The sequence below is a fragment of the SAR86 cluster bacterium genome, from assembly GCA_023703675.1.
Lineage (GTDB): Bacteria > Pseudomonadota > Gammaproteobacteria > Magnimaribacterales > AG-339-G14 > AG-339-G14.
The window spans coordinates 945176-959170 of record CP097974.1 but is presented as its reverse complement, the minus strand read 5'-3'; the positions used below and the strand labels follow the sequence as shown (position 1 = coordinate 959170).

At 33.4% G+C, this 13995-nt stretch carries 15 protein-coding genes, 4 tRNA genes and 1 pseudogene; 12 read left to right on the top strand and 8 right to left on the bottom strand.

Going from position 1 to position 13995, the window contains the following annotated elements; all coding sequences use genetic code 11:
• The 4 genes from secA to M9C82_04925 are packed head-to-tail and all read right to left on the bottom strand — an operon-like array spanning position 1 to position 5810.
• Positions 1–2616, bottom strand: coding sequence for a preprotein translocase subunit SecA (gene secA, locus M9C82_04940; protein ID URQ73298.1), 2616 nt, complete (start codon positions 2614–2616; stop codon positions 1–3).
• Positions 2617–2625: 9 nt separating this feature from the next.
• Complete coding sequence (lpxC, locus tag M9C82_04935) at positions 2626–3546, bottom strand: UDP-3-O-acyl-N-acetylglucosamine deacetylase (protein ID URQ73297.1); 921 nt, start codon at positions 3544–3546, stop codon at positions 2626–2628.
• Complete coding sequence (locus M9C82_04930) at positions 3547–4257, bottom strand: RNA methyltransferase (GenBank protein ID URQ73296.1); 711 nt, start codon at positions 4255–4257, stop codon at positions 3547–3549. It lies immediately after the preceding gene.
• Entirely contained in the window at positions 4251–5810 is a 1560-nt protein-coding gene (locus M9C82_04925) for a VacB/RNase II family 3'-5' exoribonuclease (GenBank protein URQ73295.1), read from the bottom strand. Before M9C82_04925 ends, M9C82_04930 begins: the two co-directional genes overlap by 7 nt.
• A 22-nt stretch (positions 5811–5832) precedes the next feature.
• On the opposite strand from M9C82_04925, the gene rraA reads away from it, so the two are divergent.
• Both rraA and M9C82_04915 read left to right on the top strand, forming a co-directional pair.
• On the top strand, positions 5833–6321 hold the full coding sequence (gene rraA / locus M9C82_04920; GenBank protein URQ73294.1) for a ribonuclease E activity regulator RraA: 489 nt from the start codon (positions 5833–5835) through the stop codon (positions 6319–6321).
• On the top strand, positions 6318–6683 hold the full coding sequence (locus M9C82_04915) for a hypothetical protein (protein ID URQ73293.1): 366 nt from the start codon (positions 6318–6320) through the stop codon (positions 6681–6683). Before rraA ends, M9C82_04915 begins: the two co-directional genes overlap by 4 nt.
• Positions 6684–6690: 7 nt before the next feature.
• Here M9C82_04915 and M9C82_04910 read toward each other — a convergent pair whose 3' ends face one another.
• From M9C82_04910 to M9C82_04895, 4 genes are all read right to left on the bottom strand, one after another.
• Positions 6691–7074 carry a nuclear transport factor 2 family protein gene (locus M9C82_04910; protein URQ73292.1) on the bottom strand — a complete coding sequence of 128 codons (384 nt, stop codon included), beginning with the start codon at positions 7072–7074 and terminating at the stop codon, positions 6691–6693.
• Between the two features lie 8 nt (positions 7075–7082).
• Complete coding sequence (locus M9C82_04905; protein URQ73291.1) at positions 7083–8243, bottom strand: hypothetical protein; 1161 nt, start codon at positions 8241–8243, stop codon at positions 7083–7085.
• 124 nt (positions 8244–8367) lie between these two features.
• Positions 8368–8440: transfer RNA gene (locus tag M9C82_04900), tRNA-Thr, on the bottom strand.
• 20 nt (positions 8441–8460) lie between these two features.
• On the bottom strand, positions 8461–9255 hold the full coding sequence (locus M9C82_04895) for a biotin--[acetyl-CoA-carboxylase] ligase (protein ID URQ73290.1): 795 nt from the start codon (positions 9253–9255) through the stop codon (positions 8461–8463).
• Positions 9256–9283: 28 nt separating this feature from the next.
• On the opposite strand from M9C82_04895, the gene M9C82_04890 reads away from it, so the two are divergent.
• From M9C82_04890 to rplL, 10 genes and pseudogenes are all read left to right on the top strand, one after another.
• A tRNA-Tyr gene (locus M9C82_04890) sits at positions 9284–9367 on the top strand.
• Between the two features lie 119 nt (positions 9368–9486).
• A tRNA-Thr gene (locus tag M9C82_04885) sits at positions 9487–9562 on the top strand.
• 40 nt (positions 9563–9602) lie between these two features.
• Positions 9603–10796, top strand: coding sequence for an elongation factor Tu (gene tuf / locus M9C82_04880; GenBank protein URQ73289.1), 1194 nt, complete (start codon positions 9603–9605; stop codon positions 10794–10796).
• Positions 10795–10870 (top strand) — tRNA-Trp (locus M9C82_04875). The genes tuf and M9C82_04875 overlap by 2 nt, the downstream gene beginning before the upstream one ends.
• Before the next feature lie 20 nt (positions 10871–10890).
• Positions 10891–11259 carry a preprotein translocase subunit SecE gene (gene secE, locus M9C82_04870; protein URQ73288.1) on the top strand — a complete coding sequence of 123 codons (369 nt, stop codon included), beginning with the start codon at positions 10891–10893 and terminating at the stop codon, positions 11257–11259.
• Positions 11260–11262: 3 nt separating this feature from the next.
• Entirely contained in the window at positions 11263–11796 is a 534-nt protein-coding gene (gene nusG, locus M9C82_04865) for a transcription termination/antitermination protein NusG (protein ID URQ73287.1), read from the top strand.
• Complete coding sequence (gene rplK / locus M9C82_04860; GenBank protein URQ73286.1) at positions 11796–12230, top strand: 50S ribosomal protein L11; 435 nt, start codon at positions 11796–11798, stop codon at positions 12228–12230. Before nusG ends, rplK begins: the two co-directional genes overlap by 1 nt.
• Positions 12231–12269: 39 nt before the next feature.
• Positions 12270–12878 (top strand): annotated as a pseudogene (gene rplA / locus M9C82_04855) (50S ribosomal protein L1).
• A 171-nt stretch (positions 12879–13049) separates the two neighbouring features.
• Positions 13050–13568 carry a 50S ribosomal protein L10 gene (gene rplJ, locus M9C82_04850; protein URQ73285.1) on the top strand — a complete coding sequence of 173 codons (519 nt, stop codon included), beginning with the start codon at positions 13050–13052 and terminating at the stop codon, positions 13566–13568.
• A 28-nt stretch (positions 13569–13596) separates the two neighbouring features.
• Positions 13597–13980 carry a 50S ribosomal protein L7/L12 gene (gene rplL / locus M9C82_04845; protein ID URQ73284.1) on the top strand — a complete coding sequence of 128 codons (384 nt, stop codon included), beginning with the start codon at positions 13597–13599 and terminating at the stop codon, positions 13978–13980.
• Positions 13981–13995: the final 15 nt, after the last annotated feature.

Below are 13995 nucleotides of genomic sequence, written 5' to 3'. Positions count from 1 at the left end.
TCATTTTCTTTTTCTATTAGCTTTGGCTCTCATCCTTCTTTGTCTTCTATTACCTTCGCTACTTAGATTGTTGTGATTGATGTTAGGTTCTAATTTATTTTCTAATAATGAATCAAAAGAAGCTTTTTTTGATTTTGTTTTATTGATCAAGTCTTCACTTCTTTCATTATCTTCTGAATTATTTTCAGAGACTTCAACTTTAGTTAAAAATCTAACCGATTCAGATTTAATGCTTTCTAAAAGCTTTTCGAACATTTCAAAAGCTTCTCTTTTATATTCTAGCCTAGGATCTTTACCTGCATAACTTCTAAACCCAATGTTCTGTCTAAGACTATCTAAACTATTTATATGATTTTTCCAAGTTTGGTCTATCACCTGAAGCACTATTTGTTTTTCAATTTGATTAAAGACGTCTCTTTTTTCGTTTCTTTTGGATGAGTATTTTTTAGACACAATGTCTAAAACCTCTTTTTTAGATTCGGTAAGGTCAGTATTATTTTTTTCAAAAATATTTATAAAATCTATTTCGATACCGTATTCACTTTTACAAAGAGTATTAAGCTCTTCATTTTTCCATTCAGACTCCAAACCAGATTCAGGAACTAATTGATCAAATTGAAAAGACAAGACGTCTTCTATCATCGAATCAATTAAATCGTTGATCTCTAGACTGTTTAGAATTTCATCACGCTGTGAATATATTATTTTTCTTTGTTCATTAAGGACATCGTCGAACTCTAAAATTCTTTTTCTGATATCGAAGTTTCTTCCTTCAACACGTCTCTGTGCTCTTTCAATAGCGTTCGTAAGCATCCTGTGTTCAATGGCTTCTCCCTTTTCCATTCCTCCCATCGAAGTCATTAGATTTTTAATTCTTTCTGGGGCAAAAATTTTCATCAAAGGATCTTCTAAAGAAACAAAAAATCTTGAAGACCCCGGGTCGCCTTGCCGACCACTTCTTCCTCTTAGTTGATTATCTATTCTTCTAGATTCGTGTCTTTCTGTTCCAATGACATGTAATCCTCCTAATTTAATTATTTTTTCCCTTTCTTCATCAGAAGAATCAACGCCTCCTAAAACAATGTCAGTTCCTCTTCCAGCCATATTTGTTGCGATGGTAACCGCTCCTAATTTGCCTGCTTCAGAGATAATTTGAGCCTCACTTTGATTTTGCTTTGCGTTTAACACGTTATGGTGAATACCTATGGCCTTTAACTTCTGTGAAATAATTTCAGATGCTTCAATTGAAATAGTACCTATCAAAATAGGTCTTTGTTTTGAATGAAAAGTGGATATTTCATTAACAACTGCATCAAATTTTTCTTCTATCGACAAGTAGATTTTGTCTTCCATATCTAGTCTAATCATCGGCTTATTTGTTGGAATAGAAATTGAGGAGAGTCCATAGATTTCCTCAAATTCTGCGGCTTCAGTTTTAGCTGTTCCAGTCATTCCAGAAATTTTCTTAAATAATCTAAAAAAATTTTGAAAGGTGATTGAGGCTAGTGTTTGGCTTTCTTGTTGAATTGAAAGATTTTCTTTCATTTCTAAGGCTTGATGAACCCCACCTGACAATCGTCTTCCTGGCATGGGTCTTCCCGAATTTGTATCAATTAAAATAATTTTATTATTTTGTAAAATATAATCTGTATTTTTATGAAAAAGTAAATTTGCTCTTAAAATACAATTCACCATGTCGAGCAACTTTAGATTCTTACTGGAATACAGATTTTCATTTGAAGTAATGAGACCTAATTCTCTCAGTTTTTCTTCAATCTTTTCATGACCTCGGTTAGTAAGTTCTATAGAGTTTGATTGCAAATCGATAACGTAATCACCTTCCTGTGAGGTTTCATTTGTATCCACATCTATTATTTCTTCACTGAGAGATTTTGGAATATTTTTTAATTTGATATAAAGATCAGCGTTATCCTCTGCTAAGCCGCTTATTATTAAAGGGGTCCTAGCCTCATCTATTAAAATAGAGTCAACTTCATCGATTACAGCAAAGTTTAATTCTCTCAAGGTTTTGTCCTCTTTTCTGATAAGCATGTTGTCGCGAAGGTAGTCAAATCCTATTTCGTTATTTGTAACGTAAACTACATCCTTTTCGTAAATAGCCTTTCTTTCGGCTAAACTCAAGCCGGAGGAAATAAATCCAACTGACATACCAAGACCCTCAAAAATTGGCCCCATCCATTTAGAGTCTCTTTCTGCAAGATACTCGTTAGCAGTAATGACCAAAACACTTTTTTTCGAAAGAGCATTCAGGTAACAGGGAAGGGTAGCAGCAAGAGTTTTTCCTTCCCCTGTAGCCATTTCAGCAATACTTCCATTATGTAAAATTATTCCGCCCAAAATCTGACAGTCAAAATGCCTTAAACCTATATTTCTTTTGCTAGATTCTCTAACAGCTGCGAAAGCTTCTGGTATAAGTGCTTCTAGATCTTTTTCTTGCGAGTATTGACTTATTAAATCTTCAGATTTTTGTTTTAATTCTTGGTTTGAAAAATTTGAAAATTTTTCTTCTAGTGAATTTATTTTAGTTAAATAACTATTAGCTTTTTTTAAGCTTTTTGTATCTTTGTTTCCAAAAATTTTACTTAAAAAGGACATTATTTAAAATTAACCTGAACTAGGATCTATAATTGGTTCGATATATTTTATTTCAGGCGCATCACCGTCAGATGAAATTAATTCCCAAGTCTCCGGCGATTCTTGTAATTTTTTTAGAAGCAAATTATTTTGCGTATGACCAGATTTATAGCCTTCAAATTCTCCAATTATGTTGTATTGAAGTAGATATAAATCTCCTACAACATCTAATATCTTGTGTTGAACAAATTCATCTTTAGATCTAAGCCCTTCTTCGTTAAGAATTCCTTCTTCTCCAATAGCTATGGCATTTTTTTCGCTCGCTCCCAAGGCAAGATTTTTTTCTTTAAGTACATTGAGCTCTTCCATAAAACCAAATGTTCTTGCTCTTGAAATTTCCTTTAAATAAGTTGTCGAATTAAAATCGATACTTTTTTTACTAGAATATTGTTTGTGCTTATCGTCGTCATAAACTAAAGAATATGTAACCTTGAATCCGTCATATGGAGACAATTTAACAAAGGCGCCATTATCTGTTTCAACAGAGATTTCTTTTTTAATTTTTATAAATTTTTTTGGCTTAGTTTGTTCTTTAATTCCAGCAGACTGTATAAGAAACACAAAAGAACTAGAACTTCCATCCATTATTGGCACCTCTACATCGTCTATTTCAATAATTGCATTATCTATTCCCAAGCCCGCAAATGCAGATAACATATGCTCAATTGTTGATATTTCAACTTCTCCTTCCATTAGAGTAGTGGCAAGGGTTGTGGCCCCTACATTATTAACTATTGCTTTAATCTCTACGGGCGGAGATAAATCAACTCTTCTAAAAATGATTCCAGTATCCTCTTCTGCTGGCAGGAGTTTGATGGAAATTCTTCTTCCAGAATGCAGTCCAACGCCGACGGCATTTATTGAATTAGTCAATGTTCTTTGAACTAGCATTTACAATTCTCTCTGACGAAAAACTTCAAATAGAATAACAGAAGAAGCATTAGAAACGTTAAGACTTTCTAATCTTGCATCCATAGGAATTTTAATTTTTTCTGAAGCCAATTCCTCCAAAGCCTTTGACACTCCATCATTCTCAGAACCAAATACTAGCGCTAGATTTTGTTTGAAATTAGCTTCATAGAAATTCTTCTTACTTTCGCTTGAGCAAGTAAACACATTTACATCATTCTGAATAAGAAATTTAGCAACTTTTGTAAGGCTAGATACCATGATCAAAGGAATTACTTCAGTAGCACCCTTTGAGACCTCTCTGACAGAGTTAGTGAGACGACATGAATTTTTATTGGGAACAATAATTGCATCTACATTCATTCCAAGAGAAGTTCTAAAAATAGAACCTAAATTTTGTGGGTCCTGAATTCTATCTAGAATTAGAAAAAATAAATTTTTTTTATTGAAGATTAAATCTTCAAGAAAATTTATATTTTTAATCTCTTGAGGATAAAAGGTCATTGATATTTTTAGATCTTTCGTATCCGATTTAGACACATGAACACCCTTTGCTTTGGCTAATTCAATAATAGAGGTTATTCTTTTAATCCCTTCTTTATAAATAATTTCAACGATTTTTTCATGATTTAATTCAATTAAAGTCTTGATGAAATTTATATCGGTTGTGGTAACAATTCTTTCTTTCAGCATTTTTTTAAATCTATGCGTTTTCTAAAAATATCCACCGAAGTTATTTCTACTTTTATCGAATCCCCAACAAAATAATTTTCCTTCTTTCCTATCAGTGCTTGAATTGTCTCATCTAATTTGAATCTAATTCTTTTGGTGCCTTTAAAAGAATTTATGTGGCAAAATCCATCAATATTGAGTTTATGAATCTTTACAAAGAATCCAAAATCAAAAACTGAAACAATAGTGCCCTCAAACTTCTCTCCGATATAGTTTTCGGCACACTTGCACTTGAGAAACTTTTCTGCTTCCTTTGTTATTTTTTCTGCTTTTCTTTCCTTATCAGAAATAAGTTCAGAAATTTCAGCTACTTCATTTTTATTATAAAAAAATCTTGAGCCATTATTTTTATTTTGTTCTCGAAGATAACCCTTGATGCCTCGATGCACAACTAAATCAGCATATCTTCTTATTGGAGAGGTGAAATGACAATATCTGTCAAGAGCTAATGCAAAATGATCGCTATTAGCAGAGTCATACTTCGCGAGTTTCATGCTTCTCAAAATTTGAATATTGATTATTTCTTCAAATCTTGTTTTTTTTGATTCTTTCAGCCAACTAAGAATTGCATTTCTAGAGTTACTAGTTTTCATATTTTTCTTAAAACCTCTACTTGTAAGAAATTCTTTCAAGTTTGAGATCTTAGAAAGATCAGGTTTTTCATGAAATCTAAAAATTGTAGGAATTTTTCTTTTAAGTAAAAAATTAGCGGCACAAATATTTGCGAGAATCATGCATTCTTCTACAACACCATGATATTCATTCCTTTTTAATTTAGAGAACTTTAAAATTCGATTGGATTTATTTGAGATCGGTTTAGTTTCAGAAAGGTTAAATTCAATACTATTTCTTTGTTGTCTCCTTTGCTTTAAAGCTCGATATATTTTTTCTAAATTATTTAAATTGATATTAATTTTTTTATCCAACTTATTTTTTGGTTTTGAAAAAAGAGGTCCTAGATTTTCGTAGGTGAGACGGGCTTTGGACGCTATAACTGATTCACAAAAATAGTAATCCTTTATTTCTGCATCTTTGGTGAGGTCAATAACACAAGATATCGTATATTTTTTCTCATTCGGATTAAGAGAACACCTGCCGTTTGATAACAATTCAGGCAACATAGGGATCACTTTATTTCTAAAGTATATCGAAGTGCCTCTATTCAAAGCTTCAATATCTAAAGCTGAATTCTTTCTTACATATTCAGACACATCGGAAATTGAGACGAATAGCTTAAAACCAGAAGAGGTTTCCTCTGCATAGAGGGCATCGTCAAAATCTTTTGCACTTTTACCGTCTATTGTTACGAAAAATTTATCTGTTAAATCAACTCTGGAAACAGAAGAATCCAACGGCCCCTCTTTTTTGATTTTATTAATTTCTCTAATTGTTGATTTGGGCCAAGTCTCTGAAATATCAGATCTCTCTAAGGCTAGCTCAGTTGAGAACTCAAAAGGATTATTGAATTCATAGCTTATAAATGAATTTTTTTTTACATTTTTTTTCTTGGCCATCTTATGCATTATAATTCGTAAAATGACTAAAAGATTTAGTACGCCAGATATTAGTGATAAATACTCTCATTCACTTGCCATCAATATTCAATTTCGTAGCTTTGGAAAAAAAGAATATTTTTGTGGACAAGTTAAAACCGCGCAATGTCCAGAAGATAATAGCAAGGTAAAGGAAATATTGAGTCAAGATGGTTCTGGCCAAGTTCTTTTAGTTGACGGCAATGGAAGTTCTAAAGTAGCTCTTCTGGGCGATATGCTTGCAAAGCAGGCGATTGAGAATTCTTGGGAGGGAGTGATAATCAATGGTTGTGTTCGCGATGTAGAAATTTTAAAAGCACTCTCGCTAGGTATTTTTGCCACTGGTTCTTGTCCGGTGAGAAGCAACAAAGAAAATAGAGGCGCACTAGGACAGCCAATTGAAATAGGAGGTATTTTAGTAAAAGAAGATTCTTGGATATATGCTGATGAAAGTGGTGTGCTCGTTTCTGAAATTAAATTGGAGGATTTTTGAAAATTTCCTTTAATTGGATTCTTTTAACATTAGGTTTTTATTTTATAATTTCAATTTTTCAAATTACCGCTGTCACAGATTCTTTACTATTCATTTTTAATATCAATAACACTTTTCTCGAAGGGGTCACTTTCATAGTTTCAATTTTTTTGACATTTACCCCATTAGTAGGACCCATATTAGGAATACTCGGAGCAACTTTGGTATGGGGTTGGAATATACTTTTTGCAGTTCTTTTATTTTTTTGGCCTTATTTTTTTCTATTATTAGGAATGTTTTTTTCTCCAGCGAAGAAAACTAAAAAAAAGAAAAATGAGGAGCAGATAATTGATGCAGAAATCGTTGATGAAGAAAAATTTTAAGAGAAATCTATTTTAATTCCTCACCCATGTATTTATGAATTATTTCTACCGCTTTTAGTGGTCTAATCATGACTTTAAACTCTGTTATTTTTCCTTCCTCGTTCCAAGAAATAATATCTATACCATTAATATTTATTTCGTTGAGAACTAGTTCAAACTCTAAACAAGCTAACTCGTTGGAGATTAGCTCTTTTGTGTATTTAAAGCTTTCGTCAGCAAAAACGATAGCTGCAGCACTTAAATATTTCTTTGTTGTTTCTCTTCCATTTTGCGGTGAAAAAACTACTGGTGAATAAAAATTGCAATCTTCATCTAGGATTTCATCTAACTTAGAAAGTTCTCCATTTTCAACTACTTTGTGCCAGGTTTTTATTGGATTTATCTTGTTCATTATCAGTTTTAAATATTTTTAATAAAATCATACACTGCATTTGCACAACCTTTAGGATTTTCTATGACATTAAAATGTGAAGATTTTGGAATGAGAGCAAAAGATTGAAGTTTTGCGTTGGGCAACAACTTAAGCTTTCTATAATCCCCTTTTTCTTCAATTAGATTTGAAACTTTTTTATTTGGATCTTGACCTACACAACCAGGAAATAAATCTTCGACTTCATTTTTAAAAAGATTATAAACTCCAAAATAAGGTTGGTCAGATATTAATTTTCTATTTTTTCCGTATTTAAATTCATCTTCTCCTTGAAATTGCATTATTTTTACGTCTATGTGCTTCAATTTCTTTCTATTAAAAACTTCCTTTTTAGAATCAGTTTGCATGAAAGTTTGTTGAGCTTTTAAAAGAAATTTTCTTGAAGGATTATTTGCTTTGTAAATCAGGTGAGTTACTCGATCATATTCTTCAGAACCCTTTTTTGAGCCTTTTAAATGGTTAGCTATTTCTGTAATTCCAAAAGGAAGTTTAATGAATGTTATGAGAATAAATAAAAGCCTCAATTGATAAGGATATACCATGTACCTGTGGGGAGGCCCTACACAAATCTTGGGAGCTAATTTTGACCAATCGTCCTTATAATAATCCCAAACCTGAGACCCTCTGCTCAAGCTAAGAAATATTTCTTGATTTGAAATTAATAAGTTTTCAAAAACTATTACACCTCTGTCATGTCCAACAAAATGAGCTTTTCTTAATTTTAATTTTTTAAATATTTTTAAGGTAATTTCTGCTTGGTATTCGTGGTTAAATTTTGGATCAATGTTAATTTCCTTTAAATTTATTTCACGATCGAAAGGAAGCTTCAATGCATTGAACTTTGCATAAAGATTCTTATCCAAATCAATTTTTGAATGATCTTCGTAATAGGGAAGATGCAAAATTAAAATATGTAAATCTTTATCTAATCTGCAAAGTTCTGCTGTCATCCAGTATAGGCTCTCGCTTGGATCGCAAGGAATGCCACCCATCATTACGATAGTATTTTCCTCCGAGGCTTCAGAATCACCACATTCTGTTATCAAGTGCTGATAACCATCAATATGAATAAATCTTTTTTTTAGGCGAATACCTTTGATGTTTAGATTATTACTTTGTTTTTTAAACAATTTCCTTTCCTCTCTCATAAAGCAAATTACTGTAAAAATAATTCTTGAAAAAAAGAGAAAAGTTTTCACCAGAAGGGCAAAGATAATCTCAATAAAGATTTTACTCATTTAGAAATACAAACGGAGCTGGCGATTGGATTCGAACCAACGACCACCTGATTACAAATCAGGAGCTCTACCAACTGAGCTACGCCAGCTAAGAGAAATGATTATATAACTATTCTTTTATTTTGAAAGAGAGTTCTCCAGAAGAAATTAGTTTGGTTTCTTTGTCGATCAATACTTTTAATCTTCCCTCGTGGTCTACTTCAATTACCTTACAATCTTTTTTTTTGAAACTCTCTGAGGTTACAGTTTTATTTTTTAGATAATTATATTGGTTGAATTTTTTTTGAAAGTGAGCAAAGCCATACATTTGATAATCCCTAGAATAATCTATGATTTTTGACGTCAATTTTCCAATAATTAGGTTTCTGTCAAACTTTTTTCTTCCATCAATTAATTTAAGGGAAACCCAATCCTGATTTATATCATTATTAGTTTGCATAAAAACATTTATCCCTATACCAATAATAATCTTGACTAAATTATTTTCATATTTAGTTTCAATCAAAATTCCACATAATTTTTTATTTTTAAAAAAGATATCATTTGGCCATTTTATATTTGAATCTATGTCATAAAGCTCTTCTAAAGTGTCTCTAATTGCTAAACCAACCATTAAACTAAAGCCATTCAGGTTAGAATTTTTTCCAAACTGGAAAGATAATGATAAGTAAATATTTTGACCCGTTGGACTTTCCCATTTTTTATTTCCTCTTCCTTTGCCCCTAGTTTGCTTTTCAGCTGAACAAATATAAAGAGTATCTGCGTCACTTTCTAAATCCGATAAGTATCTATTTGTTGAGTCTATTTCTTTAAAAATTAGTATTTTTACCTTTTGGAATTCCTCTAAATTCAAATATGAATTAATAATTTTCCTATTTAAAGGGTTTTGATTGACATCTTCCATTTGTAACAAGAGAATAAGCGTCCAATATGGAGGGGTTGGGGAGCGGTCAAACCCAGCTGACTGTAAATCAGCCGCTTCGGCTTCGCAGGTTCGAATCCTGCCCCCTCCACCATATTTTTGTTGCAATTAACCTTAGAATTGAGTATAAACGCGAACGGAGATAAGGGTCTAGGTTTGTTTATTTTTTTTTGATGATGATAAGTCTAGACTTTCTTTTTTCTTCCAGGGTTTGCTCATATAGCTCAGTCGGTAGAGCACTTCCTTGGTAAGGAAGAGGTCACCGGTTCAAATCCGGTTATGAGCTCCAAAGTTTTAAAAATTTAGTTTAATTTTAGAGAGGAAAAAAAATGGCTAAGGAAAAATTTGAAAGAACCAAACCGCATGTAAATGTTGGAACTATTGGTCACGTAGATCATGGTAAAACTACACTTACCGCTGCTCTTACAAAAGTATGTGCAGATGCTTATGGAGCTGGAGAAGCCGTAGCTTTTGATGGAATTGATAATGCTCCAGAGGAGAAAGAAAGGGGAATAACTATTGCCACCTCTCATGTGGAATACGATACACCTAACAGACATTATGCACATGTCGATTGTCCGGGGCATGCCGACTACATAAAAAATATGATTACTGGAGCTGCCCAAATGGATGGGGCTATATTAGTGGTCAATGCTGCTGACGGTCCTATGCCACAAACTAGAGAACACATCTTATTAGCAAGACAAGTTGGTGTTCCTTACATTGTAGTTTTTTTGAATAAAGCTGACATGGTAGATGACGAAGAATTGACAATGTTGGTTGAAGAAGAAATTAGAGAATTATTAACAGAATATGATTTTCCTGGGGCAGATACTCCAATTATTGTCGGATCCGCATTGAAGGCGCTTGAAGGAGATGCATCAGATATAGGTGTTTCAGCAGTTACGAAACTTGTGGAAGCTCTCGACTCTTATATTCCAGAACCCGAAAGAGAAACAGACAAACCTTTTTTAATGCCTATAGAGGACATCTTTTCTATTCAAGGAAGAGGTACAGTGGTAACAGGAAGAATTGAGAGAGGTATGGTTAATGTTAACGATCCTTTGGACATTATCGGTATCAAAGAATCCGAAGCTACAGTTTGTACTGGAGTAGAAATGTTTAGAAAACTTCTAGACCAGGGAAGAGCTGGCGAAAATGTTGGTGTTTTATTAAGAGGAACGAAACGTGAGGAAGTAGAGAGAGGTCAAGTTTTATGCGCTCCTGGTTCTATTAAATCTCATACTAAATTTGAAGCCCAAGTTTATGTTTTAAGCAAAGAAGAAGGAGGAAGACACACACCTTTCTTTAAAGGCTACAGACCACAGTTTTATGTTAGAACTACCGATGTTACAGGTGCGGTTACTTTACCTGACGGCGTTGAGATGGTCATGCCAGGTGATGACGTCTCTGTCACTGTTGAGCTTATTTCTCCCATCGCGATGGAAGACGGTATGAAATTTGCCATTAGAGAGGGCGGAAGAACCGTAGGTGCTGGAGTAGTTACTAAGATTATCGAGTAGGCCAGTAGCTCAATTGGTAGAGCGGCGGTCTCCAAAACCGCAGGTTGGGGGTTCGATTCCCTCCTGGCCTGCCACGATTTGAAGGTAGTTTTTGATGTCACAACAAGTAGAAAGTAATTATAATATCCAAAGCAAGCTGCTTTGGCTTATAGGATTATGTCTAATTTCCCTTGCCGTATGGGGCAATTCATATTTTTCTGACATTGGTCTTTTATATAGAGTATTAGGCGTTGTAGGGATTCTTTTAGTTTCTTTATTTGTCTTGAGATTTACAATATTCGGAAATCAAACTTACAATTTACTTGTACAATCTTCTACAGAAATCAGGAAAGTTGTATGGCCCAATAGAACAGAAACGACTCAGACAACTCTTATAGTTACTGTTGCGGTTTTAATTGCTTCTCTTATTTTGTGGGGATTAGACTCTTTGTTTTCTTTTTTAATCAAATTGTTATTGGGTTGAAATATGTCTAAAGCTTGGTATGTAATTAATTCTTATTCTGGTTATGAAAATAAAGCTAAAGAACAATTGATGGACAGAATTGCTTCTGAGGGACAGGATGAATATTTTGGAAGAATAGAAGTTCCTACTCAGGAAATAACTGAAATTAAAGGCGGTAAAGAAAAAATCGTACAAAAGAAGTTCTTTCCTGGATATATTTTAGTGGAAATGGAAATGAATGATGATACTTGGCATTTAGTTAAAGAAACTCCAAGAGTTTTAGGTTTTATTGGAGGAACAAAAAATGATCCTAAAAGCATTACAGATGTTGAGGCGAACCGAATTTTAAATCAGATTGAAAATGGAGTTGATGAATCTACGCAATCAGTTTCATTTGAGCCCGGGGAAATGATTAGGGTAATAGATGGACCTTTTAATGATTTTAGTGGTGTTGTGGAAGAAGTAGATAATGAAAAAAGTAAGGTTAAAGTTGCAGTTATGATATTTGGAAGGTCGACGCCAGTTGAATTAGATTTTACTCAAATTGAGAGAAGCTAATGGCCAAAGATAAGAAAATTATGACCTATATTAAGCTTCAAGTTCCTGCTGGAGCTGCTAGCCCTAGCCCGCCTGTTGGTCCTGCACTCGGTCAACATGGAGTGAATTTGATGGACTTTTGTAACGCTTTTAATTCAAAAACAAATGATTTAGAAAAAAATGTTCCTGTTCCTGTTGTCATATCTGTTTATGAAGATAGAAGTTTTGATTTTATAGTTAAAACTACACCTGCAAGTATTTTATTAAAAAAAGCAGCTGGACTTTCAAAAGGAAGTAGCACGCCCAACTCCGAAAAAGTCGGAAAAGTTAATAGATCACAATTGGAAGAAATAGCTCAAGCCAAAATGGCAGATTTAAATGCCTCAAATTTAGATGCTGCTGTCAAGATTATTGAGGGCAGCGCAAGAAGTATGGGAATCGAAGTAGAGAATTAAATTATGGAAAAGGTAAAATTAGAATTTGCTGTTAGTGAAATTAACGAAAGCGCATCAAAAAATTTTAAGGAAGCATTAGACGTAGCAGTCAATTTAGGTATTGATCCAAAAAAAACAGATCAAGCCGTTAGAGGAGCAACAAATTTACCGCATGGAAATGGAAAAACTTATAAAGTGGCAGTTTTTGCCGAGGGTGATGAAGCTAAGGATGCTAAAGAAAATGGTGCTGACAAAGTTGGAATGGAAGATTTGGCCGATGAAATGAAAAAAGGAAATTTAGATTTTGATGTCATCATAGCAACGCCTACAACTATGAAAGTTGTCAGTCCACTTGGCCAAATACTTGGGCCTAAAGGTCTAATGCCTAATCCAAAATCTGAAACGGTTACAAAAGACATTAAATCAGCTGTTAAGAATGCTAAATCGGGACAAATTAGGTATAAATCTGATAAGCAGGGTATAATCCATACCCGTATTGGGCAAATAGGTTATTCAGAAGATCAAATCAGAGACAATTTAGAAGCTTTTCTTACAGATTTAAAAAAAGCTAAACCTCCTTCTTCTAAAGGAGTTTTCATTTCTAAAGTTTCTATTTCTTCTACCATGGGAAAAGGTTTTGATTTAGATCTAACTAATTTGAATTTTTAATGTTGAAATATAATTTTGTAGATAAAGAATTTTTGTGCCATTGCAGTTCCATTGCAATTGTCAAAGACCGCAGGAGCTTCGTAAAAAAAAGCTTAATTTTTCCTGCGCAGATGGTTCTCAATACTCTTCGAGAGATTGAGGTTTTATATTACTCATTTTGAGGAATTAATAATGTCTAATTTAGACTTAAAAAAAGTACAAGTTGATGAATTAAGAAAGGTTGTTGATGAGTCTTTATCGGTTGTTGCGGTAGATTATCGAGGAACAGATGTTCCAAAACTTACTTCCTTCAGAAAAGATGCAAAAGACAAGTCTGTTTTTATTAAAATAATTAAAAACACTCTTGCTAAAAAAGCATTAGAGGATTCTAAATTTGATTCTCTGATAGATGTTCTATCAGGTCCAACTTTGCTGGCTTTTTCTAAAGAAGATTATCAAAGCGCTGCGAAACTCATAAAAGATTTTTCAAAATCTGAAGAATCTTTTGAAGTTAAAGGCCTTTCAATAGGAGAGGGTTTGCTTTCAGCAGATCAACTTAATAGTATTGCTTCACTACCTAATAAAGAAGAAGCAATTTCAATGTTACTGGGATTAATATTAGCCCCAATAACTAATCTAGCGTTGATCTCCAAGGAAATTCCATCTTCTATGGTAAGAACTTTAAGTGCTTACAGTGATTCTAAAAATTGAGTTTGGTTTATTATATTAGGAGTTAAAAATGGCTTTAACAAAGGAAGAAATCTTAGACGCAATTTCGGAAATGAGCGTCATGGATATTGTCGATCTAGTTAAACTTATGGAAGAAAAATTCGGAGTATCCGCTGCAGCCCCTGTCGCTGCCGCTGCTGCTCCAGCTGCTAGCGAAGCGGGAGCTGAAGCTGCTGAGGAGCAGAGTGAATTTGAAATCTTTTTATCTGATGTAGGAGATAAAAAAATAGATGTTATTAAGGCGGTGAGAACGATTACTGGACTAGGTTTAAAAGAAGCCAAGGCTATTGTCGATGGTGCCCCAGCATCTGTTAAAGAGGGAGCTAGTAAAGAAGATGCAGAAACAGCTAAATCTCAATTAGAAGAAGCTGGCGCAACTGTTGAATTAAAATAATAAAAATTATTATTT

Bases quoted from the DNA above. Each gene is read 5' to 3' on its own strand.
- secE (URQ73288.1), top strand. From the start codon at position 10,891: ATGTCACAACAAGTAGAAAGTAATTATAATATCCAAAGCAAGCTGCTT.
- rplJ (URQ73285.1), top strand. From the start codon at position 13,050: ATGTCTAATTTAGACTTAAAAAAAGTACAAGTTGATGAATTAAGAAAG.
- M9C82_04910 (URQ73292.1), bottom strand. From the start codon at position 7,074: ATGAACAAGATAAATCCAATAAAAACCTGGCACAAAGTAGTTGAAAAT.
- nusG (URQ73287.1), top strand. From the start codon at position 11,263: ATGTCTAAAGCTTGGTATGTAATTAATTCTTATTCTGGTTATGAAAAT.
- rplK (URQ73286.1), top strand. From the start codon at position 11,796: ATGGCCAAAGATAAGAAAATTATGACCTATATTAAGCTTCAAGTTCCT.
- rraA (URQ73294.1), top strand. From the start codon at position 5,833: ATGACTAAAAGATTTAGTACGCCAGATATTAGTGATAAATACTCTCAT.
- M9C82_04925 (URQ73295.1), bottom strand. From the start codon at position 5,810: ATGGCCAAGAAAAAAAATGTAAAAAAAAATTCATTTATAAGCTATGAA.
- lpxC (URQ73297.1), bottom strand. From the start codon at position 3,546: ATGCTAGTTCAAAGAACATTGACTAATTCAATAAATGCCGTCGGCGTT.
- secA (URQ73298.1), bottom strand. From the start codon at position 2,616: ATGTCCTTTTTAAGTAAAATTTTTGGAAACAAAGATACAAAAAGCTTA.
- rplL (URQ73284.1), top strand. From the start codon at position 13,597: ATGGCTTTAACAAAGGAAGAAATCTTAGACGCAATTTCGGAAATGAGC.
- M9C82_04930 (URQ73296.1), bottom strand. From the start codon at position 4,257: ATGCTGAAAGAAAGAATTGTTACCACAACCGATATAAATTTCATCAAG.
- M9C82_04895 (URQ73290.1), bottom strand. From the start codon at position 9,255: ATGGAAGATGTCAATCAAAACCCTTTAAATAGGAAAATTATTAATTCA.
- tuf (URQ73289.1), top strand. From the start codon at position 9,603: ATGGCTAAGGAAAAATTTGAAAGAACCAAACCGCATGTAAATGTTGGA.